Origin of the sequence: Alteromonas stellipolaris, assembly GCF_001562115.1 — a bacterium.
Lineage (GTDB): Bacteria > Pseudomonadota > Gammaproteobacteria > Enterobacterales > Alteromonadaceae > Alteromonas > Alteromonas stellipolaris.
Genome location: NZ_CP013926.1, coordinates 322,636 through 346,426 on the forward strand (window position 1 = coordinate 322,636; position 23,791 = coordinate 346,426).

The window sequence follows — 23,791 nt, forward strand, 5'->3', positions numbered from 1 at the left end:
TTTACTACCTCACGCTTATTCATTTGAGGCAAAGGAATGTTCCCCCAGCAAAACAACTTAACTGTTCTCTACCGTTTGTTTCCACGTGCTGTTACCGCGTTAAAGGGAGCACATGTAGCCGTGCTGCTGTGTTTATCATTCTTGGTATCATTTGCTAATGCTAATCCACTACCTTCTGACGATGCGTTAGACGCTATGTTTCAAGCGCAGGAATATGAAAATATAGTGAACGTACTTGAACCCATACCGTCGAAAACTCCGAAGCAATATAACGTGTTAATTTCGGCGTTAATGAATACAGATTTAGATGATGCTGAGGATATGGCGGCTAAATTTGTTGACGATCATAAAGACAATTATCGGGCCTACCATATGCACGCCAGCGTAATGGGTGCACAAGCGATGGATAGTGTTTTTTCCGCCTTAGGTTATGCCAAAAAAGCCAAAGCGAGCCTACAAAAAGCGATTGAAGTAGCACCAGATGAAATTGAAGTTTATCAGGCGCTAATGCAATTTTACATAGTGGCGCCGTCTATCGCTGGTGGCGATATAGACGAAGCCAAAATACTTGCCGATAAAATTACACAAATGGATGCACTTGAAGGTAAGTTCGCAACTGCAACAGTATATGCAGCTGACGATAAAGCTGCTGAAGCAAAGACGATGTTAAATGGGCTTAGCGAACAGCCTGAGTTCGAAGTTCGCGCACGTTTGGAACTTGGTCGATTGCATATAGATGGTGAAGAATACGATGACGCGATAGCCGCGCTAACCCCATTATTAAGCACTAACGTAGCTAAAGCCCATAAATCTGATGCACAAGCCTGGGATGTCTATTCAAACCGCAAATTTAGTCAGCTTTATGGCACCTATCGTATAGGGTGGGTAGCGGTAGAAACCAGTCAATATACTGAGTCGGGAATTGATGCACTTAACTATTACTTGGCTGAATTAGAGGCGACAGATATTGATACCCATCAGTTGCCAAGTAAGAACTGGGCTAATTTACGTTTAGCCGAGCTGTTTCTAAATGCTGATGATGTTTCAATGGCATCTAGCACCCTTGCTAAAGTGACAAAAGACGATGACAAACGTTTGGCAAAAATAATGAAAAGCCTTAAAAAACAAATAAAAAAGCGAACCTAGTGGTTCGCTTTTTTTGAAGCTTTATGTCGTGTATCTTTTTATGACACTACACCGCTTTAACAGTATAAATAAGCGCGGTTTGCGGGAATAATACCGGCATTTGCATACCGTACTTCATTAACGCTTCACCGCTAAATACTTGCCCATCGGTTTGTTGCAAAATAGACGGAGAGTATTCTTTTAAGGTACCCGGCCATACGCGTTCAAGCGTGTATGACTTATCAGCATCAAGCCCCGCAAAATAGAAGCGAGACGGCATGGTACGGCCAGTTTCTTTTACGCTGTTGTACGCAAATATACCTTCAGATTTATCTTTCGATACATAGCCAAATTTCACGTTAAGGCCATCGTCATCCATACGGAATAAATCGCCGCCGTGGGTAATATGGCGGTATTTTTTATATAGCGAAATAGCCGATTTTAGGGTCTCTTGCTCATGGTCAGTAAGTTCACGAGGGTCCATCTCAATACCCATGTGGCCAAACATCGATACTGCTGAACGAATCTCAATAGGTAAGTTACGCCCTGTAATATGGCAATCACGAGGCCCTACGTGTGCACCCATCACTTCAGAAGGGAAGAAGTATGAGAAACCCCGCTGAATGTACAAGCGGTCTAATGCATCGTTAGAATCTGACGTCCAAAACCGGTCGGTGTGAGGTAAAATGCCCAAGTCCACACGGCCACCACCAGAACAACAGCTTTCAATTTCAATACCCGGATGTGCTGCTTTAACACGGTCAATTAGGGTATATAAAGCCGCCATTTGGCCATGCATTGCAGGTTTACCTTTAAGGTTTCCTGGATGATTCACATCGCGGTTCATGTCCCACTTAATATAGCTAATTTTAGGGTAGGCCCTTAGTACGTCTGTGATGACTTTATAAAGGTACTCAACCACTTCAGGGTTAGTTAAATCAAGTACATACTGATTTCGAAACGGAACATGAGGGTTATTCTTGGTGTGCAGTGCCCATTCAGGATGTGCGCGGTACAAGTCGCTATCTGGGTTAACCATTTCTGGTTCAAACCATATTCCGAATTCCATGCCTTTATCGGTAACGTGGTCAATAAGCCCATCTAGCCCTTCCGGGTAAATGGCTTCATCAACAGTCCAGTCCCCTAAGCCCGCTTTGTCGTTTCTACGGCCTTTAAACCAGCCATCATCTAATACAAAACGTTCAATACCTAGCGGCGCTACTCTATCAGCAAGGGCTTTAAGTGTGGCTTCATCGTGGTCGAAATAAATACCTTCCCACGTGTTGTAGTGAACAGGGCGGGGCTTGTAATTTGCACTGGTGTTGTCAGCGCTGTGGGTTAACACATTGCTTCGAATAAAGTTATGAAACTGCTGTGAAAGAGATGAAAAGCCAGCGTCGCCGAACCCTGCATAAAGCACAGGCGATGTATAACTTTCACCCGCTTTAAGCGTCACTTCACCTGGAAACAATAGCTCGCCAAATTGAACGTAGCTTCTGCCATCGGCCATCATTTCAGCGCGGAATTTATGGTTAGCTGAAGCACCTAAATGAAAGCCGAAACACTCGCCGGCAAGCTCACCGGTTCCATTAGCATACGCAATTAAACCTGGGAAAGTATCGTGAGATGTTTTGCCGCGGCGGTTTTCACGCACATAACTACCGAAGAACAAGTCATGATCGGTAGTTTGAAATTCATTAGACCATCTACCTTCAAAGCTTTTAATTTTGCTCATGGTAGTTGGCAAGGCAAGACTCGCCGCATTTAAGTAATTTAACTGTAAGGTGCTTTCACCTTGGTTTTCGATACTTGAGGTAAATGTAGCTACTGTCGTTTCAGCATCTAGCACTACCCGAGTAATCAATTGCATTTTTCTGTCGGCATCAACCGCTGTAAACGTTACGCTGGTATCGGCTTGCTCAATGTTTGATAAAGTAAAACCTGCCGACCATTGATCTGCATCCCCAGAAATTTCAAGGCCAGGTGAGCCCGTCACCCCTTCACCGTGGGTTGGTACCAATGAAATAGGAGGCTCGATAACCGGCGCACATTTCGCTTCTTGGCGGGTGTTAAGCAGCGCAAGCATCTCTTGTGTTGTTGCATTGTTCAACTGCTGGCCGTAGTAAATCAGAGTAGGCATGCGCCCTTGGCAGTCAAAAATTAAAGTCGTTTTTTCATTGGATAAGCGAGCGAAGGCCGATAATGACGACATGAAAACCTCACAGTTATAAAGTTGTAAACAGTGTAGATAGCACTTAGTTTGTTAGCAATTTATAGCACACAAAGTAGTGCAGCTTAAGTCAATTCCATTAGATAGGGTAAACGTTTTACTATCAATGATAACGCGGTTTTGAGGCAATAAGAAATCAGACCAAGAAAAGCCATGCCGTATTGTTATTATTTTGTATAAAAACCAGGGAGGGTGTTTGTACAACACCTTCCCTGTTTAATGTTACTTAGCTTCTTCTTCTTTGTACAAAGCCAAACTAAATTCAGCTTTCTGATTGAAGATGACCTTGTTAGATATTAGTGCAAATGATACACAGGCAATCAGAGTGACAAACATTAAGTGAATGTAGTGCAGCCCAAAAGGTGCATACATAGGAGAGAACTCAAAAGACATTGCCGAGTACAAGGCGACACCAAAGAGTACCGAACCAATAGCCGCATTCGCATGAACGTTTCTAAACAACAGGCCCACAATGAATACCGATAAGATAGGCATGCTTAACAATCCGTAAAGCTGTTGAATAAGGTTAATAATGCTATCGGCTTGCTGGTAAACAGGGATTAGCGCTAACGACACTAAACAAAGCAGTACCGTAACGTAACCACTGAGTTTTGGAACATTTGGTGTCTTGTTAACGTAGCTTTCGTGAATATCACACACATACAAAGCAGTGGCTGAGTTCAAGTTACTATTGAATGTAGTCAGTACTGCTGCAGCCATTGCCGCTGCGAATACACCCGACAACCAATCTGGTAATACAGTGGCTACAATTTTTCCGTAAGCACTGTCACCAATATCGCCAAACAGTTTGTAAGATACTATGCCTGGGATCACGATGATTGCTGGCACGATTAGTAAGCGTATACCTGCTGCGGCAAATACACCCTTTTGTGCTTCTTTCAATGATGGCGCAGCCATAGCACGCTGAGTAATAACCTGGTTGGTTCCCCAGTAAAACATCTGAATGAAGATCATACCGGTGAGTAGTGTATGCCATGGAATTGGTGAGTCGTTGTCGCCAATCAGTGTTAGTCGCTCTACTGGAATACCATCGAAGTTATAATCGATCGCTTGAAGTGCCAATATAACCACTAACACAGCCATAGTAAGCAGTAATACGCCTGAGTAAGTATCTGAAACCGCAACGGCTCTAAGACCACCGAAAATAGCGTACAGCGCACCTACAACTACAAAAGTTACTGCGATGTACATAAGAGGTAAATCTACACCGAACATAGACTGCATAAATAATGAGCCAGAGTAGATAACCGCTGGGCAAAAAATTAGCGCACTACCTAAAAAGAACAATGCACTAATTACTGCTCGAATGTGTTTATCGTGATAGCGCTGTTCTAGCAGCTCTGTGGTCGTGGTGCATTTGAATTTGTAGTAAACCGGTAAGAATACCTTGGCTAAAACAAATAAACCTACCACAGCGGAAAACTCCCACAACGCAAGAAGCGCCATTTGGTTTCCGTTCATACCTACTAATTGATCGGTACTCAGGTTCGTTAGCGTGATACTACCGGCTACGAAGTACCAAGCAAGGCCACCACCAGCAAGAAAGTATTCTCGATTTTGGTTTTGCGAACTACGATTTTGGCCGCGACAACTTAAATAGGTTAAAAAACCGATTAGGGCAGTCACGAATACAAAAACAGACACTTGGATAGTGCTGGAAAACATTTATAAGCTCCTCGCTAAGGGTTATGACTTGCTGGTTTCGAATTTAATATTGCTTACAGAGCGGTCAGGGAATTTCGTGTTATGGAATCGAATTAACCTGTTTACTTGAAAGATAGAACCAAGAATATTGAAAACGACAGAAAGGACATTTTTTTGATTTAACGTATTTAGCTCTTCAGCGGTGAGAGCTTGAATACGGTGTTCGTTAAGGGTGGCTAAACCGCCAACCCGCTGTTGTGTGTTATCAGAAAACTCAATGACTAAATCGACAGGTTGAATCAGGCCTAATTCCGCTATTTCATTAAGAATACTTGCCGTTTGCGACATGGCTGACACGCGCTCTTTAAGTAATTTTTTCTTGTTGTCAAAATACGCAGTCGGTCGATTGGTCGATAAATAAAGTGCCTCGCCCTCACTGTGAGAAACAGCAGGTGAGTGGGTATCAATTAATACTGTAGGCTCTTGCTCAGCCGTTTCAAATTGAAGCGTAAAAGGTAGCGTCTTCAAACTAAGTGGTGTGTAAAGTGCCTGCCAAGATTGCTTAATTTCAAACACATTTTCACCCGGCGCTAAACCACAAAGAGCAGATAGTGCCCATTGATTAGCATTCGATACTTTACTGAAAAACAGGGGATATTCACCCGCAGCTTGTATCGCTTCGCCTATTTCAATATTGACCAAATGTGATGTTGAAAACTGGCTAATAAGCTTGCTTTCATCGATACGAATTTGGTTATGTTTTTCTGGTGATACAGTTTCAAAGTTCGTCATGCTTTTATCGTTCCATTACCCTTCTAACCATTGCGAAATATAATCGCGATGGTTAGGAAGGCTACTTAATTTTTGTTGAGTAATGAGCTTATTTTGACTCATTACTTTATCTGCAAGCGCTTGATCTCGATAGAAGTGAGACTGCAAACTAAAGTCGGGAGAAAAACCCATGCCGTAAAGCACATACTGATAACTTGCAGCAGGAAAAAGCTCTATAGCCGCCGAAAAGTCGGCTATCTGAGGGCCTCTATATTTCCATATCTCAAGATCTTCTTTTAATGATTCAGGAATGGAAGATGGGTCTCTATTCGCTACCCAATAAGGCTCGCTTCGCTGGTTGAAAATATAATGCAGTTTTAGAAAATCGATAATACGTTGCCAGCGATACTGCATTTGCTTATTAAATCGTTGGCTTACAATAGGCATAGCAGCTTGGGGAAGCGGCATTTGCTCAGCAATATATCGTGCCGATATTTCAATTAACATTAACGCGGTGGCTTCAAGGGGCTCTACAAAACCAGCAGAAAGGCCTACACCAACACAGTTTCCTTTCCAGATTTGCTTTCTATAACCCGATTCGAACCGGATAACTCTCGCCTTTAACTTAGCGTCAGTGTCGCCCACGTAGTTACGAAGAATAGACTCGGCTTGATCGTCAGAGGTGAAGTCCGTAGAGAAAACATGTCCAACGCCGCGTCTTGAAGATAAGCCAATGTCCCAAATCCATCCCGCTTCTTGTGCGGTCGCTTGGGTGTAAGGCTTTATCTCATAATCGCCATCGTAAGGCACATGTAAGGCAATAGCAGAATTATTGAATAGCACATCATTAGTGGAAACAAGGGGTTCTTTTAATGACTCACCAAGTAGCAATGAGCGAAAACCAGAACAATCCACAAACAAGTCTGCATGGTATTGTGAGCCATCATTTAATTGAATTGATTCAATATTGTCACTGCCATGAGCTTTTTTGACACTGTCGACGGTAGCGACTTTATGGCTTACCCCTAGCTTGTCTTTGCAAAACTCTTTAAGTAAGTCGGCAAATGCACCGGCATCTAAATGATAGGCATAATTTGATTGCGCGCTACTGTATTCCGCTTCGCTTAACGTACGCGGTGCCATGTTTTGTTCGCACACATGCTGCTGGAAATTGGTCGCATTAGCAAAGTTGGCGATATCATCAAGGTATGGCGCCATTTCAACTCGGCCATAACCTAACGGTACGGTGAAAGGGTGGTAGTAAGCGTCACCTTGGGGTTTTACCCAGTTAACGAATTTTCCACCTTGCTTAAATGCTGCAGAGCAGCGTCTAAACACTTCTTTTTCCGATAAACCAATATCTTTTAGCGTATTGCGCATGGTAGGCCAAGTGCCTTCACCCACACCAACGGTTGGAATGTCACTAGATTCTATTAAGGTAATATCGAGCCCACATTCACTAGGCCCACTGTTGTGTTTGGCTGCAATAATAGCCGCAGACAACCAGCCAGCGGTTCCGCCGCCAACAATGACAATACGTTGCTTAGATGAATGCTGAGAAGACTGTGCCATGAACTACCACTAAGTATGCGATTTATTTTATTTATTCATAGATTAACTGAAATAGCCAATTAACCTATGAATAAATGGCAGGGTTCTCACCCTGCCAGTATATTCTTAGAATGAACCTCGAATACCTACTGCGTAACGAGAGCCGTTATCTTCAATAGAGTATGTTTGGTCAGCAAAGCGACCAACCTGTGAAAGTTCTTCTTCTGTTACGTTAATGCCTTCAAAGAACACAGTGAAATGCTCGTTGATGTCATAACTTGCACTTACATCCCACTGACCGTAAGTTTCTGTGGTTACTGGCTCGCCAGTAGCACCGCCTACAGAAGTGTTATCAAGTGCAAACAAGAAGGCTTCACGGTTGTTAAATGCAACACGTGCCTGGAATGCGTCTCTTTCGTAGAACATAATCAAGTTCTGAGAATCACCAAGACCTTCAAGTGCAAACGTTTGTGTAACGTCATCAGATACTTCAGCATCACTGTTTACAACAGTCGCGTTAGCAGTAATACCGAAACCGTTATCCCAAACGTGAGTTAGCGCAACTTCATAACCATTAACCGTTGCAGTTTCACCATTTTGAGGGCGAGTTACTGTGTAAATCTCGCTTTCGCCATTTAACTCTTCAGTGTCAGCGACTACGTCACGAGTTGGATCCGTAGGGTCAAGTTGAACACCTACTGCACAAGTATCTTCTGCACATCGGTAACCGTTCGCTGCACTACGATCTGTCATAGAATAAGATTCTTCACCAGATAAGGTAACGATGAAGTTTTCAACTTCTTTACTGAACAATGCAAATGAGAACACAGAGTCGTCACTGTAGTACCACTCAAATGAGATATCCCAGTTTTCAGCTTCGAAAGGCTTAAGGTTAGGGTTACCACCACTCGCTTGTAAGTTCTGACGACGAGGTTCACCGAACGTAGTCGCTGGCGACATTTGATCCATAGTAGGACGAGATAATGAGTCGTAACGTGAGAAACGAACAATCATGTCTTCTTGAACTTCTAACTTCACGTTGATGCTTGGAAGAACATTAGCGTAAGAGCTTGAACCAGTAATATCTTCAGCTGGTGCGAAACGGTTAGCGAACAACGTTAAGTCGGTGGTTGGAACGATATCAGAGATAAATGCTTGAACCGCAGTAACCGAAACGTTGGTCTCTTCGTAACGAGCTCCAAAGTTCATGGTTAACGGCATATCACCGATGTCGTATCCAAACTCAAGCTGTGCGTAAAGCGCAGTAACATCTTCATCGATATTGTAGTAGTTAGGTTGCAGTGTTGGTATTACTGGTGCACCTTGCGACGCTAGGTAGTCAAGGTATGCATCACCGTCATAAGTGTACCAAGTGTCAATCAAACCGCTGAAGTAGTTGTTTGCTGTAAATGGACGAATGTTTAGTTCATCGATTGGAGCTTCTGTGCCGTAACCGCAGAATAAACATTCTGAAGCAAACATTTGGTAAACGTATTTTTCACGCTCTGAACGAAGAATACCGAAATCTGCTTTACGGAACACGTCAGAGTCTGGCAAATATGTAAAATCAGCTTTGTATTCAGTTACTTCGTCATCAGACGCTACCGTGTTTCCTAGGTCGTTGTAATGAAGGCGGTTTAAAGCAATATCTGGTAGTTGACCGTCTACAAAACCATCATGACGAACGGTTGGAACGCCACCCGTGCCGTCGAACTCATAGTTATTGATGATACCAACAACGTTAAAGCGACCTTCGCCAGCGATGTCGTTCTCTGCAGTAGAGTTAGAAACATCAAACGTTGCTGAAAGTGCATCGTTAATTTGCCAATCAACATTAAGTCCGAAACCTTTACTGGTTACGTCACGAACGTTACGAGTAGAAGATACGAAGTCAGAAGCAGGGTTACCACTACCTTGGTGCAAATCAATTTCTTGTGTGAATTGAATTGCGGTGCCTGTTTCTGGGTTGATGGTAGCCGAGCCCACACGATCTGGCTCAAACCATGATGCTAAATCAGTTACTTGAGAATCAACTTCAAATTTTGATACAAAACCATCAAGAGTAATAGTTACGTCATCAGTAGGTGCGTATTGCGCAACCAAAGATGCGTTAGTACGAGTACGCTCTTGCTGATCTACGATTTGATCCCAGTTGCGAGGCAGGTAAACGTTTTCAGCAATTACGCCGTCGTTACGGTTTGAAAGCGTTAAACCTGGACGCCAGCCCGCGGTTTGAATTCGGTTAATTTGAACTTCACGTTCCTGATGAGAAACGGCGAGCAATAGACCAAGTTTGTCGTCTGCAAAGGTATTGCTTACTAAGAAAGAGGCTTGAGGAGATACTTCCTCAGACAAACTTTCGTACATACCTTTAACGCTGCCTACTGCTTGGAATCCATCGTAATCGAAAGGACGAGCAGTAGAAACGTTGATAGTAGAGCCGATGCCACCTGATTGAAGGTTAGCAACGCCACTCTTATAAACATTAGCACCTGTAATTTGGTCTGCGGCTAAAATGTCAAAGTTAAACGCGCGACCCGCGTCATCAGAAGCTAACTGACGACCATTTACAAGTACAGTATTGAACTGAGGACCGAAACCACGCACAGTAACTTGTTGACCTTCACCACCACTACGGTCAATTGACACACCCGTAATACGTTGTAGTGATTCAGCAACGTTCAAATCTGGGAATTTACCCAAATCTTCTGCAGCGATACCATCAGAAACAGCTAAGTTTTCTTTCTTGTCAGCCATGGCACGCTTCAAGCTGCTTACAATACCGCGTACTTCGATAACCTCAACAGGGGCATCGTTCGCAGAGCTTGTATTAGCTTCTTGAGATAGTGCAACTGGCGCGTATAGGGCAGAAGCGACAGCAACACCTAAAAGTGAGCGTTTCGCGATAGGACCTATCATTGATGTGTTGGTTTTATGTGTCACTATGTTTTCTCCGTATTTCGGCTGTGTTTTACATATTTTAATTAACATTTAGCTTATATTTGGCATCTTGACCAAGCTAGTTAACATTTTCTTTACACATTCTTTAACCCAAAGTTCAATTTATTATTATTAACGCTATGAATTTTATAGGGTTTTATTTGTAAGGAAAAAGGTAAACGTTTTCCTTAATTTTTGATAGTAACACAAATTTACATTGTAATGACAATGTTATAAAAATATTTTTTTATATTAAAAGCGCGGTTTATTACCGCGCTGTATAAGGGAGGGGTAAATTAACTGCAGCGAATGCGAGCAACGGCGTTTTTCCAGCCGTCATAGGCCTTATCGCGCTCTTCTTTTGAAAGTCGAGGTGTGAAAATACTATCGCTTTTCCAGCACTCGGTAAGAGAATCAACAGAGGTAAATACACCAGCTTGAAGGCCAGCAAGGAATGCGGCACCAAGTGCGGTGGTTTCAGTAATTTCGGGGCGTTCAACTTCTGCGCCCAATACATCAGACAAGAATCCCATTACCCAATCGTTTCGAGACATCCCGCCATCGACTCTAATGGTCGTTGGCCTTGCGCCATCACTTTCCATGGCTTTTTGTAAGTCTTTGGTTTGATAACATACCGATTGCAAACCCGCGGCAACAATTTCGCTAATGCCGGTGTCTCGAGTTAGGCCTAGAATCGCACCTCGGGCGTCGGGATCCCAATAAGGAGCGCCTAATCCGGTAAATGCTGGTACAAGGAATACACCATTATCTTGTCGCGCTCTTTGTGCCAAGGCTTCGGTTTCGGATGCATCGTCAATAAGCTTCAAGCCATCCCTTAGCCATTGCACAGTAGCGCCGGCCATAAAAATACTGCCCTCTAAGGCGTATGTGGTTTTACCATTCAGCCTGTAGCCGACGGTAGTTAACAAACGGTTCTTAGATTGAAGCGGCTCATCACCTGTATTTAAAATCATGAAGCAGCCTGTACCATAGGTACTTTTTGCCATGCCTTTTTCGAAACAAGCTTGGCCAACAAGCGCAGCCTGCTGGTCGCCGGCTACACCTTGAATAGGGATAGTACAGCCCAAGATATCTTTACTCACAACACCAAATTCATCAGCACAATCCATGACTTCAGGAAGCATTGATTTAGGAATATTAAAGGTGGTGAGTAAACGCTCATCCCAACATTGTTTATTAATATCGAACAACATAGTACGGGATGCGTTGGTCGCATCGGTTTTGTGAGATTCGCCGTTGGTCAAACGCCAAATTAAAAAAGTGTCCACCGTACCGAAAAGAAGATCGCCAGCTTCGGCTTGTTCTCTCGCACCTTCAACGTTGTCTAAGATCCAAGCCAGTTTAGAGGCTGAAAAATAAGGGTCTAGCAACAAACCTGTGGATTCGGTGATATGCGCAACCAAACTCTCATCGTCATCGAGTTCGCGGCATTGCTGAGCGGTACGTCTGTCTTGCCACACTATAGCGGGGTATACAGGCTTTCCTGTGTCTTTGTTCCAAACCAACGTGGTTTCACGTTGGTTGGTGATGCCAACCGTAGCGATATCTTCAGGTGATAACGAGCACTTATCAAATACCTGTTTCATGGTAGTGGTTACGCTTTCCCAAATTTCTTCAGGATCATGCTCTACCCATCCATCTTGAGGATATTTTTGAGAAAACTCTTGTTGCGCAACGGCTACAATGGCGCCATCTGGTGCAAAGATAATGCTACGTGAACTCGTAGTTCCTTGGTCTATGGCAAGAATATATTGGCCCATGACACGTCTCCTGAACATAATTTGCTAAGAGTTTGCACCATTTACACCAGTTTAACAATGCTATATTTTCGAAAACGAACATTTGAGTGTTCGAATTGCCATAGGCAGGCAAAGGTGAACCACGTATAATGGCTAAATCGCCACAAGGAATGACCCAATGAACCAAACGCAAAGACACGAAAAAATTGTTAGCTTTATCAAACAAAATGGCTTCATGTCTATTGACGACTTGGTCACTCGCTGTGACGTTACCCCCCAAACTATTCGTCGCGATCTAAACCAGCTTGCTGAGGCTGGTATTGTTAGTCGATACCATGGTGGCGCTGGGCTTAATCGAAGTTGGGAGAATACCCCTTATCAAGAACGCAAAACACAAAACAGCGAAGTAAAAGAACGAATCGCTGAGGCCGTGGCTGACATGATCCCCGACGGAGCTTCATTATTTATAAATATTGGCACCACCACCGAAATGATAGCGAGTAAGTTGCTTAATCATAAAAACTTGCACGTGGTAACAAATAACATTCATGTCGCGACCATTCTTTCTGCGAAAGAAGACTTTTCAGTGATTATCGCCGCGGGCGAAGTACGCTACCGAGATGGCGGTATTATTGGGGAAGCCACCTGCGACTTCATTAGTCAATTTCGAATGGATTACGGCATTATAGGCATAAGTGGAATAAGTGCCGACGGTGCCTTGCTTGATTTTGACTTTAGGGAAGTAAAAGTATCCCAAGCGATACTGGAACACACCCAACACGTTATTCTTGCAGCAGATTACAGTAAGTTTGAGCGCCGAGCCATGGTAGAACAAGGGCATATTTCTCAGGTAGATTGCCTAGTGTGCGACCAAACACCGCCTCCTGCTATTCGAAAAATTATCGACGAAAACAATATCAGTTTCATTAAAGCCTAAGCGGCCAATCTATTACCTTTGTAACAACTTAACAGTGTCATCACTAACTCCAAAAAAACAGCATTGTGATTGGCATTGCTGTAGTAGCCCAACAGCCTTGTTAGCCACGTATTAACTGCTATGGTTATGTAAGCTAATGGCTATACATAAAGCACGTGGGCATACCTAATCTCCTTAAGAGTTTCTTTTAAACTGTGAGCCTATGTTTAACCGGCGGTTCAGTCGTGTAGGTTAAAATTGCGCAAGAATGTTCGTTAATGTTCGTTTTGTGTTGACATGTTTTCTTTTTGGTTGTCAAATAGCCAGCATGCTAGTGAAGCCGAAAGGGGCGAGAACATGAATCAGAATACAAATAGTACACAAACCGTTGACGTATTAGTGGTTGGCGGCGGTGTAAATGGTGCCGGAGTAGCATTAGATGCGGCTGGTCGCGGACTTTCGGTAGCACTATGTGAAAAAGGCGATCTTGCAGGTGCAACGTCTTCGTCTAGCAGCAAGTTAATTCATGGTGGTTTACGTTATTTAGAGCATTATGAGTTCCGCCTTGTAAAAGAAGCACTCGCCGAGCGTGAAGTACTATTAGAAAAAGCCCCACATATTATGTGGCCTTTACGTTTTCGTTTACCTCATCAAAAGCATCTTCGTCCTGCATGGATGATTCGTATTGGTTTGTTCTTGTACGATTCACTAGCCAAACGCAATGTATTACCGCGTTCAAAGAAAATGTCTACGTCACCTACAGGCCCGTTGGTTAACGATATTACAACCTGTTTTGAATACTCAGATGGTTGGGTAGATGATGCTCGTTTAGTGGTATTAAATGCACTAGCGGCGCAAGACCAAGGTGCTAGCATCTATACACGTACTGAATGTATTAGTGCTGAAAAACAAGATAAGTTATGGAAAGTCACTTTAAAAGACGCATTAGGGAAAACGTTTACAATTAATGCTAAGGCTGTTGTCAATGCAGCTGGCCCATGGGCTGTTTCATTCCTAGATAGACTTGCCGACACCAAAAATCCTAACGCAATGCGTATGGTGAAGGGCAGTCATTTCATTGTGCCTAAACTTTACGACACAGAAGAAGCTTATATTCTTCAAAATAAAGATGGCCGTATTGTTTTTGTTATTCCTTACGAAGATGATTTTTCACTCGTTGGTACTACCGATGAGAACTATGTTGGTGAGCCATCGCAAGCCGCTATTTCTGAAGATGAAACTGAATATTTGGTCGAAGTGGTAAATACGTACTTTAAAACGAAAATTGATGAAAGCGATATTGTTCATAGCTACAGTGGCGTGCGCCCATTGCTTGAAGAGAAAAATGCGTCTGCTCAAGAGCTAACTCGCGATTATAAAGTGGAACTAAGCGGAACTGAGTCTTCGCCAATATTGCTTAATATTTTCGGTGGTAAAATTACGACCTATAGAAAACTTGCCGAGCATGCAGTAGATAAGCTAACTAGTTTGTTTCCAAAGGCAGGGAAAGCCTGGACGAAAGATGTACCACTTCCAGGTGGCGCGTTCACTAATAAAGAAGATTTGATTAAACAGCTTCAACACGACTATCCATGGTTATCTGAGTCGTTAGGGGTTCGCTATGCGCGTCAATACGGCATGTTATGTATTAAGTTCCTTGAAGGCAAAAACGGACTCGATAGCATGGGTGAGAACTTTGGTGCCGACATGTACAAAGCTGAAGTTGACTACCTTATTGATCACGAATGGGCGATGTCCCTTGAAGACGTAATTTGGCGCCGTACTAAACATGGTTTACGTTTAAACCAAAGCGAGCAAGCCAACCTAGAAAGCTATATAACGAGTCGCGTTTCAAAAAGTGTCGATATGCAGCAATCTGCGTAGATATTAACTATAAAATCTTAACAGCCCGCATCTTTACTTCACAAAGTGCGGGCTTTTTTTATGTTCAATATACTTAAAAATGACAATATATTTAGCTATCTAGCTTTGATGCTATTAGTAAAAAGGAGGATAGGATGAAGGAAATAATTCTGATCCGGCACGGGAAGCCACTGTCTGCTCACAATAATAAATTAAGTGCAGGCGAATTTACCAATTGGGTTCGCCAATACAATCAGTCACCTTTAGACAGTGCCCATTACCCAAATGAAAAGCGCCAGTTTGCCACACACCATATCATCGCTAGCCCGCTAAAAAGAGCACAGCTTTCAGCGAATTATTATATGGGCGAGCCTGCAACCGATGTTATTCCTGAGCTAAAAGAGATGGATATTCCCTATTACAGGTTGCCACTTAGATTACGAGCTTGGCATTGGGTTTTATTAAACAGGTTAATGTGGATTTGTGGGAAAGCTGGGCGGTTTGAGTCTTTTATTGAGGCTAAAAATCGCGTTGGTAAAGCTGCCCATGAACTCGAAAAGAAAGCCGAACAGCACGCTCAAATTGTTGTGTTTGGACACGGTATGAGTAATCGTTACATTCGTGTTTTTCTGGCTAAAAGAGGCTGGGAAATAACGGAAAAAAATAACGGCTATTGGGGTGTGACTCGTTTAATAAAAAGTTGAAATATTCTTAAAAATAAACAACTTTCGTCTACTGGTGCTATTGTTATTACTTTGTTGTAATAACACAATTATTCATGGTCAAAGATTTTACAATGCACATTGGATGGCGCCAATACCTAAAGCAGAAATTTAGACGTGTTCCCAAGCACCATGTGCTCGGCGTTTCTGTAGACGCTGAGTCTGTATCCTTCTGCATCGTAAAGCGTGAGCAAGATTCAATAGTTTTAGTTGACGAAGAAACGGTAACACCAGAAAAATGGGGTGAAAAGCTTCATACTTGGCTAAAGGAAAAAAACCTTCTTGGTATTTCAACCTGCGTGTGTATGTCTCACAGTTGGTACAGCGCGTTACAACTAGACCGCCCAAATGTTGAGAACGATGAAGTTCACGGTGCACTGCAATGGTCTGTTGCTGAAATATTGGGTAGCGACAAAGCCTATGTATTTGATTATGTCGATTTGCCCGTGCCCCTTGCAGGCACGAACAAGGTAAATGTGTTCGCGCTACCTCGCTCTGTCATTGCTGATGTTGTCAGCCATATCCAATCCGCCGATGTCACTTTAAAAGAAATCACGACTGCTGAATTAGCGCTATGCGAGCTCATGCCGTCAATGGAAAGCGCCACCGTACTGTTAACACAAGAAGCCGGTGAAGAAGTGGTTTTGAATGTGGTTAAAGATGGAAACCTTTATTCTTCTCGGCGGTTAAAAGGTTTTGAAAATATTGGCTCCTTTTCCCAAGAAGAATTGGAAATGGGACTGCTTGATAATTTGGGTGTGCAAATTCAACGCTCTATGGATCACTTTGAAAGTCAGTTGCGCCAACCGCCCATCCGTTCGGTTTTATTTCGGTTAGACTCCCCGCATTCTAGTACGCTTAAGATGCAGCTCAGCCAGTTAATTCCGGCACAAATCGACCAGTTAATTTCGCCTATTCAAGTCAGCGATGAAATTGATGTTTATCGGCTGAACTTGGTGAGCTTAAGTGCTGCGTTTTGTGCATTGGTTCCACAACCTATAGCACCTCCTACTATGAGTACTGCAGGAGAGTTAAAATGAGACAGCGGATTAACCTCTATTGGCCAGAGTTTAAACCGGAGTTTCGCTGGTTGAATACAAGCACAATGCTCGTAGTGTGGTTACTCACATTACTGATAATTGTGCTAGTTACAATGAGGTTGAGCGCGACGGTTCAAAAACAAAGTGCAGTGTTAAACCAAGCGCAAGAGCGAACTATCCAGCTTGATGAAGACTTAGCCATGGCGAAATCTCAATTAGCTGAACGAAAGCCATCACAAGTTTTATCTGAAGAGCTCGAAACGTTAAACCTTTCGGTCAGCCAAAAAACTTTACTTATAGAAGAATTGAGTGGGCAAGAAACCAGAGAGCAGGCGCCATTTTACCAAGCCCTAAATGGTTTTGCCGATATTGCAGATGGTTCTCTATGGCTAACGCGATTTGTGGTGCACAGTGAGCGATTGTCATTATATGGAAAGGTAAACGACCCAGGTGCATTGCCAGCGTGGTTAAAACGACTAGGAAACGCTACCTACTTTGAAGAAAAAGAATTTGAAGTCATTAAATTAAGCCGTGATATCAACAAAGATGGCAATCCAAATGGTGTGTTGTCGTTTGAGTTACTCAGTGAACCAGCTGATCAAGACGGTGAGGTGGCACCAGAATGAGCAAAGATAGCTTGAACAGTAAACTAGCCGCCATGAGCCCCCGAGAACTCATCATGCTCTTCGTTGCGGGCTTAGTGGTGATTGTCCTTATTGGTTTTACGTTTTTCATCGAGCCACTTTGGAAAAAGTCGCAATCGATGGAAAGAAGGCTTGCGTCTGAAGCCACGCAAGCCTCTTCATTAAACCAACAATTGCAAATTTATCTCGAAGCGCTAGAAGAGGATCCCGACAAGGCCTTGATATCAAGCATTGCAGAATTAGAAGAAAAAGATGCGATATTGGAACAGCGATTTAGAGATGAACTTAAAACCCTAGTCACCCCCGATGAAATGCCAGCTTTGGTTAGTCGTATGTTTGACGATGCACAACAAGTGCGCTTGGAATCTATGGCAACTATTGCGCCGGTTAATATATTTGCAGGACGTGAAGACTTATCGGAGCTTACGCTTTATCGACATGGCCTAACCCTAATTTTCAGCGGTAGTTATTTTGATATAAGAGACTTTCTTCAACGTGCTCAAAAAGAAAATATAAAGCTTTATTGGGAAGCGATGGATTACCAAGTTAGCGATTACCCTAACGGAAAAGTGACAATAGAGTTTTATACCGTTAGCACGCAAAGGACATTTATCCGTGTTTAAACTAATACTAACGATAGTGCTCACTTTTAGCTCATTTTTGTTGTTTGCACAGCAAGACCCAACTCGCCCTGGAAATACCAAAATGGCAGGCATTGGTGCTACGCAGCAAGGGGAGTTTTCCTTAAGTGCCATTATGTATTCTGCGCAAAGTAAGCATGCCATTATTAATAATAAAGTGGTCAGGGAAGGGGATGATATTGCCGAGGGTAAAGTAGAAAGCATAACTAAGAATACCGTGGTAATTTTGAAAACCCGTTATGCCAAGCCCGTACGAACTGTATTGTCTCTAGCGCCAATAACAACAATTAAAAAAAATGTATCAGAGGATCTGTAAAATGGGCAAGTTACCCCGTCTGTTTGGAGTATTAAGCATAGCTTTAGCGATGACAGGTTGTCAGAGTACATCAGAGCCTCAGCAGCTCGTGTCAAAAGTTGAACAAGACTTACAAGAACAAATTGATACAGAAAAAGCGCGTAAATCTTCTCAAGTAAATACCCCAGTGCCCATTCCCTCTGCGGTATCAGCTGCATTGGCAGCACCTGAAAGTGTGTCTTCAACTAACAGTTTGTTCGGGCCACAGCGTTTCGATGTTAACGCGCAAAGCGTGCCTATAAGCGCCTTTTTCGCAGGCTTGGTTGAAGGTACGCCTTACAGTGTTGCTATTCATCCGCAAGTAACTGGGTCGGTATCGCTGCAACTCAAGCAAGTCACAATAGATGAAGTGATGTCATTACTCAGTGACTTATATGGCTATGACATTGCGCGCTCAGGAACGGTTTTTAAAGTGCGCGCTGCAGGTATGCGTACTGAAACCTTTGCCGTTAATTACCTCTACATGCAGCGAAGCGGCACAACCCAAACCAGTATTACCTCCGGCGGTGTAACGCAAAATAATAATCAAAATAACAACAATGGTTCTTCTTCGGGCTCGTACAGTGGCAACTTCAGTAGTTCCGATAGCTATGGAAGTCAGAACAACAGTAATACTAACGGCACAACCATAAACACTCGTACTGAAACAGACTTTTGGGCTGACTTAAAAGTGAGTCTTGAAGCTATGGTAGGTAAAGAAAACGGTCGTGCTGTATTTGTTACCCCGCAAGCTAGTTTGGTTACGGTGCGGGCCATGCCTGATGAGTTGTCTGACATACGCCGCTTTTTGAAAACATCAGAAGCTAATTTAACCAAGCAAGTTATTTTGGAAGCCCGTATTTTAGAAGTTGAACTGAATGACGGTTATCAGCAGGGTATTAATTGGAATGAAATACTGGCCAATACAGGAAATACCGACTTCTCACTTTCAACTACGGCGGGCACCTTAGGTAATGATATCAGCACTACCCTCGGTGGTGTGACAAGCCTCGCATTTTTGAACAAAGATTTCTCTGGGGTATTGTCGTTACTGTCGACGCAAGGGAATGTACAGGTGCTCTCAAGCCCCCGTGTTACCGCGATTAATAACCAAAAAGCGGTTATTAAAGTGGGTGACGATGAATATTTTGTCACTGATGTGTCAAGCGACAGCACGGTAACCAGTACGACAACGTCTATTTCACCGGATATTGAGCTTACACCCTTTTTCTCGGGTATTGCGCTAGATGTAACACCACAAATTGATGACAAAGGCACGGTACTTTTACATGTTCACCCATCGGTTATTGAAACCGCTGAGCAGCAAAAAGTTGTGACCATGGATGATGAGCAAATTGTATTGCCATTGGCACAAAGCACCATTCGAGAGTCAGACACCATAATTCGAGCTGGCTCTGGCGAAATTGTGGTGATAGGTGGGTTAATGCAAACCAGTCAAACCGATATGGTATCAAAAACGCCATTATTGGGTGACATTCCCTTGTTTGGTGAATTATTTAAGAATCGCCAAGTTAGCGAAACGAAAAAAGAACTTATCATTTTACTCAAACCCACTGTTGTAGGACACGACACGTTCGAACAGCAACTAGAAACCAGTCGCCAAAATATGGTGGATTGGTTGTATGTGGATTAAGTATGTACTTGTATCATTTTGGCATTAGAGAGCTTCCGTTTACTTTAACGCCAAACACCAGTTTTTTTTACGGTCTACCCAGTCATATTGAAGCCAGTGAGGTGTTACTCACTGCGCTTAAATCTGGTGAAGGTTTTATTAAAGTAACTGGTGAAGTCGGTACAGGCAAAACCCTTATTTGTCGTAAGTTTCTTAATGAGTTACCCGCGCATTTTCAATCAGCCTATATTCCAAACCCTCTTTTAAGCCCAGACGAATTGCGCCGTGCAGTGGCAAGCGAGCTAGGAGTAGATATTGGGCAAACCTGCGATCAGCAGCGTTTCACCCAATGTATTCAAGAGCGACTTATCGATATTAATGCCCAGCAGCGAAGTGCTGTTTTGGTGATTGATGAAGCGCAAGCGTTACCGGTTGAAAGTATTGAAGCGCTGCGTTTAATGACTAATTTAGAGACCGAAAGCCGCAAACTATTGCAGGTGGTGTTGTTTGGGCAGCCAGAGCTCAATCAAAAGCTTTCAATGCCAGAACTGCGACAGCTAAAGCAGCGCATTACATTCAGTTATTCGCTATCGCACATGGATACTGACCAAATATACCATTATGTAAAACATCGCTTAGTAGTAGCAGGGCATCCAGGCGAAGAGGTGTTCGACCTAGCGTGTTGCCGACTGATGTTTATGGCTACGAAAGGTACGCCAAGACTTGTCAATGTATTGTGTCATAAGGCCATGATGCTGGCGTACGGCGAAGGTAAGTACAAAGTGGATGTATCACACATTAAATTGGCGATTGCTGATACCGAAGCCACCACATTGCCTTGGTACGCTTCTCTTGCTCTATGGCCTTCTTTGGTAGCAGCCGGTGCGGTGGTTTCGGTTACCCTTGCCAGTGTGCTCGAGCTGGGAGGGATGGTATGAGTGTTGTGAATAAAATGCTGAAAGATCTTGAAGCTCGCGAGGGCGTTGAACAACCGCAAGCCCGCTATGAGGCCCCACAAAAAAAGCCAGTAAGTGCGCTTACTGTCGTTGTGGCGTTATTGGTTATCGTGACCATCGCGTTAGTTACGTGGGTGCTACTTAACCCTGCGGCATCGGTTTCATCATCGGTGATATCGTCTGAATCTCCCCCGGTATCCCCCACGGTATTGGCCTCTGAATCAAGGTCGATTACAGATATCGACGAAGTTGCATCAAGTGAGCAAAGCTCCGCTGTCTTGGCTGCCTCTTTGCCCGCCTCCTTGTCCACCCCATCTAATGCAAGCGCTCAACCAAGCACTGAATCTCGCGTTGTGCAAAACGACGACATGGATGCGCAGCAGATTTTATCAACAACTGTGCAGACGTCAGCCCCAGTAGCACCGGTTACTTTTTCAGAAACGGCGAAAAACATAGAGGGTAACGAGGGTAAAGAGGGTGAACCTCAGAAAAGCCCAAGTTCGGTTGCTGCTACTAATGCAAACCCTAACCCTATAACTAGCCCAGATATTAACGCCACTGGCATTGCTGAAGCGCAGACCACATCGAAGTCGGTAGACAGACTAAAAACAGTCGAGTCGGCACCAGTGCCGAGCTTTTCAAAACAGGTTGATAACACTAGAAGCGCCCCTGCGATAGAAGAGCAGGTTCGTTTAGCCCTAGATAATAATGACTACAACACAGCCATTGGGCTAATGCAGCAAAAAGTGCAAAGCCACCCAAGTGATAGTGGCGCTAAGAAGAAGCTAGCGTCCTTACTCTTTGCCAGCGGGCAAATAGACCAAGCGCAGGCATTGTTACAACGTATGCTTGTGAATACGCCGGATGATCACAGTGTTCGCCTAATGTTGTCGCGTTTGTATGTGAAGCAAGGGCTAACTAAAATAGCGATACAGAACGCAAGTGAGGCTGTTTCTTCACCCAGCAACCCACTGACTATTGAGTTACTCAGTTTTAGAGCGAATTTACTGCAGCAACATAGCGTGTTCGACAAGTCTCTTAATGATTATTTAGCGCTAACTAAGCGGCGACCTTTAGAGCCCAAGTGGTGGTTAGGTGCTGCGATAAGTGCTGACAGTCTGCAGCATTCGGCACTGGCGTTAAGCGCTTTCTCCCAAGTAATACAGATTGATACGCAGCAAACCCTATCACCAGACGTACACCATTATGTGCAAGAGCGCATAGCTAGGCTTCGGGAAGTAGTAAATGAATAAACCCAGAATTCGCCTTGGCGACCTTCTTGTTCAGCACAATTTGATCAGTGCTGATGAGCTAATGACAGCACTGTCTGAGCAAAAAAGTACAGGCCGTAAGTTAGGTGCCACATTGATTTCAATGGGGCTGGTGACTGAACACCAAATGCTTGAATTATTATCGCGGCATTTAAATGTTCCGCTTATCGATATCGATCAATATCGCGTGAATCAACAAGCGGTGCTGCTTCTACCTGAAATTCAAGCTAGGCGATATCGCGCACTGGTTATTGATGATAAGGGGGACACCCTGCTAGTCGCCATGTCAGATCCGGCAGATTTAACCGCGGTAGATCATCTTTCAGAAACGTTAAACAGGCAAATTGAACTCGCGGTAGTAAGCGAACAACAGCTGTTTACTGCTTACGATACTTTCTATCGAAAAACCCAAGAAATTGCGAGCTTTGCCCAAGAGCTGGCAGAAGAATACGATACCGAAGATAACTTCAATATAGAGCTTGGTGGTGCAGGGGATCAAGACACAACAGTTGCCCGCTTACTTCAATCTATCTTTGAAGATGCCGTGATAGCAAAAGCGTCTGATATTCATATAGAGCCTGATGAGAATCAGTTGAGAATACGACAGCGAGTGGATGGGGTTTTACAAGAAACTGTTATTCCCGAGAAAAGTATAGCGGCGGCATTAGTGCTGCGCTTAAAACTGATGGCGGGGCTAGATATTTCCGAAAAGCGTCTACCGCAAGATGGCCGCACTCAAATTAAAGTTAAAGGGCACAAAATAGACGTGCGTTTGTCCACCATGCCAGTACAAGGTGGTGAGTCTGTGGTGATGCGTTTGCTCGACCAGTCAGCAGGGCTACTTACCCTAGAACAAACCGGCATGCCTTCAGCGCAGTTAACCCGCTTTAGAAATTTATTACGCCGCCCCCATGGAATGATTTTAGTGACCGGGCCTACGGGTTCCGGTAAAACGACCACCTTGTATGGTGCACTAAGCGAATTAAATACGGCAAAGTCGAAAATTATCACCGTAGAAGATCCGGTGGAATACCGCTTGCCCCGTATTAATCAGGTTCAAGTAAACCCTAAAATCAACCTGACGTTTTCAAACGTACTTAGAACCACACTACGACAAGACCCCGACATTATTATGGTGGGGGAAATGCGAGATCAAGAAACGGTAGAAATTGGACTTCGTGGCGCATTGACCGGTCACTTAGTACTCTCAACCTTGCATACCAACGATGCTATCTCCAGTGTAGTGCGCTTATTAGATATGGGCGCGCCAGGTTACTTGGTCGCAAGTTCTCTTCGAGGCATTATTGCTCAGCGTTTGGTTCGTCGAATTTGTGATAATTGCACCACCTCCTATACACCAACAGATGATGAAAAGGTGTGGCTAAACGGTATTGATGAAAATGCCGCAGATGTTGCCTTTAAACAAGGTCGCGGATGTCAGAAGTGTAATCAAACCGGATACAGAGGGCGAATAGGGGTTTTTGAGTTGCTCGAAATGAGTGAGAACATGATGAATCATTTAAAGGCCAGTGATATTCAAGGGTTTAGCAATGCGGCTACTAAAAGCGCAGGTTATCGCTCTTTACCTCAATCTGCTTTGACTTACGCAAAAATGGGCGTAACCAGTGTGGAAGAAGTCTTAAAATTGGTTGAGATGGTAGCCCAAGATGCCCCCTCTTCTGAAACCACTGACCACGCCACATCACACCACGGCGCAACAGGGCAATGA

Annotated in this window: 18 protein-coding genes; 12 read left to right on the plus strand and 6 right to left on the minus strand. The window is 43.7% G+C overall.

Annotated elements, in window-relative coordinates; genetic code table 11:
• Positions 1-36: 36 nt before the first annotated feature.
• Positions 37-1,146, plus strand: coding sequence for a tetratricopeptide repeat protein (locus AVL57_RS01285; RefSeq protein WP_057794624.1), 1,110 nt, complete (start codon positions 37-39; stop codon positions 1,144-1,146).
• A gap of 46 nt (positions 1,147-1,192) precedes the next feature.
• Here the strand turns inward: AVL57_RS01285 and AVL57_RS01290 are convergent, their stop codons facing one another.
• The 6 genes from AVL57_RS01290 to glpK all read right to left on the minus strand — a co-directional run bounded on the left by AVL57_RS01290 (position 1,193) and on the right by glpK (position 12,063).
• Positions 1,193-3,337 carry an alpha-galactosidase gene (locus AVL57_RS01290; protein ID WP_057794622.1) on the minus strand — a complete coding sequence of 715 codons (2,145 nt, stop codon included), beginning with the start codon at positions 3,335-3,337 and terminating at the stop codon, positions 1,193-1,195.
• 240 nt (positions 3,338-3,577) lie between these two features.
• A complete protein-coding gene (locus AVL57_RS01295) occupies positions 3,578-5,041 on the minus strand; it encodes an SLC5 family protein (protein ID WP_057794620.1) in 1,464 nt (487 codons plus the stop codon).
• A 21-nt stretch (positions 5,042-5,062) separates the two neighbouring features.
• Positions 5,063-5,812 carry a SapC family protein gene (locus AVL57_RS01300; RefSeq protein WP_057794618.1) on the minus strand — a complete coding sequence of 250 codons (750 nt, stop codon included), beginning with the start codon at positions 5,810-5,812 and terminating at the stop codon, positions 5,063-5,065.
• A 15-nt stretch (positions 5,813-5,827) separates the two neighbouring features.
• Positions 5,828-7,363: a tryptophan halogenase family protein gene (locus AVL57_RS01305; RefSeq protein WP_057794616.1), complete on the minus strand. Its 1,536-nt coding sequence runs from the start codon at positions 7,361-7,363 to the stop codon at positions 5,828-5,830.
• Between the two features lie 105 nt (positions 7,364-7,468).
• Complete coding sequence (locus tag AVL57_RS01310) at positions 7,469-10,261, minus strand: TonB-dependent receptor (protein ID WP_057794614.1); 2,793 nt, start codon at positions 10,259-10,261, stop codon at positions 7,469-7,471.
• Between the two features lie 317 nt (positions 10,262-10,578).
• On the minus strand, positions 10,579-12,063 hold the full coding sequence (gene glpK / locus AVL57_RS01315; RefSeq protein WP_057794612.1) for a glycerol kinase GlpK: 1,485 nt from the start codon (positions 12,061-12,063) through the stop codon (positions 10,579-10,581).
• A 157-nt stretch (positions 12,064-12,220) separates the two neighbouring features.
• On the opposite strand from glpK, the gene AVL57_RS01320 reads away from it, so the two are divergent.
• The 11 genes from AVL57_RS01320 to AVL57_RS01370 all read left to right on the plus strand — a co-directional run bounded on the left by AVL57_RS01320 (position 12,221) and on the right by AVL57_RS01370 (position 23,791).
• Positions 12,221-12,979 carry a DeoR/GlpR family transcriptional regulator gene (locus AVL57_RS01320; protein ID WP_057794610.1) on the plus strand — a complete coding sequence of 253 codons (759 nt, stop codon included), beginning with the start codon at positions 12,221-12,223 and terminating at the stop codon, positions 12,977-12,979.
• Between the two features lie 336 nt (positions 12,980-13,315).
• Complete coding sequence (glpD, locus tag AVL57_RS01325; RefSeq protein ID WP_057796428.1) at positions 13,316-14,842, plus strand: glycerol-3-phosphate dehydrogenase; 1,527 nt, start codon at positions 13,316-13,318, stop codon at positions 14,840-14,842.
• Positions 14,843-14,976: 134 nt separating this feature from the next.
• Positions 14,977-15,525 (plus strand): histidine phosphatase family protein, encoded by a 549-nt coding sequence (locus AVL57_RS01330; protein WP_057794608.1) that lies wholly within the window; start codon positions 14,977-14,979, stop codon positions 15,523-15,525.
• Positions 15,526-15,617: 92 nt separating this feature from the next.
• Positions 15,618-16,583 carry a hypothetical protein gene (locus AVL57_RS01335; RefSeq protein ID WP_057794606.1) on the plus strand — a complete coding sequence of 322 codons (966 nt, stop codon included), beginning with the start codon at positions 15,618-15,620 and terminating at the stop codon, positions 16,581-16,583.
• The gene (locus tag AVL57_RS01340; protein WP_057794604.1) at positions 16,580-17,209 is read left to right on the plus strand and encodes a PilN family protein; all 630 of its coding nucleotides are present in this window, start codon (positions 16,580-16,582) and stop codon (positions 17,207-17,209) included. Before AVL57_RS01335 ends, AVL57_RS01340 begins: the two co-directional genes overlap by 4 nt.
• A complete protein-coding gene (locus tag AVL57_RS01345; RefSeq protein ID WP_057794601.1) occupies positions 17,206-17,850 on the plus strand; it encodes a type II secretion system protein M in 645 nt (214 codons plus the stop codon). The genes AVL57_RS01340 and AVL57_RS01345 overlap by 4 nt, the downstream gene beginning before the upstream one ends.
• The gene (locus tag AVL57_RS01350; RefSeq protein WP_057794599.1) at positions 17,843-18,184 is read left to right on the plus strand and encodes a hypothetical protein; all 342 of its coding nucleotides are present in this window, start codon (positions 17,843-17,845) and stop codon (positions 18,182-18,184) included. Before AVL57_RS01345 ends, AVL57_RS01350 begins: the two co-directional genes overlap by 8 nt.
• 1 nt (position 18,185) lies before the next feature.
• Positions 18,186-19,856, plus strand: coding sequence for a pilus (MSHA type) biogenesis protein MshL (mshL, locus tag AVL57_RS01355; RefSeq protein WP_057794597.1), 1,671 nt, complete (start codon positions 18,186-18,188; stop codon positions 19,854-19,856).
• A gap of 2 nt (positions 19,857-19,858) precedes the next feature.
• Positions 19,859-20,773 (plus strand): ExeA family protein, encoded by a 915-nt coding sequence (locus AVL57_RS01360; protein WP_057794594.1) that lies wholly within the window; start codon positions 19,859-19,861, stop codon positions 20,771-20,773.
• Positions 20,770-22,044, plus strand: coding sequence for a tetratricopeptide repeat protein (locus tag AVL57_RS01365; RefSeq protein ID WP_057794592.1), 1,275 nt, complete (start codon positions 20,770-20,772; stop codon positions 22,042-22,044). Before AVL57_RS01360 ends, AVL57_RS01365 begins: the two co-directional genes overlap by 4 nt.
• Positions 22,037-23,791, plus strand: a complete 1,755-nt coding sequence (locus AVL57_RS01370; RefSeq protein ID WP_057794590.1) for a GspE/PulE family protein — start codon at positions 22,037-22,039, stop codon at positions 23,789-23,791. Before AVL57_RS01365 ends, AVL57_RS01370 begins: the two co-directional genes overlap by 8 nt.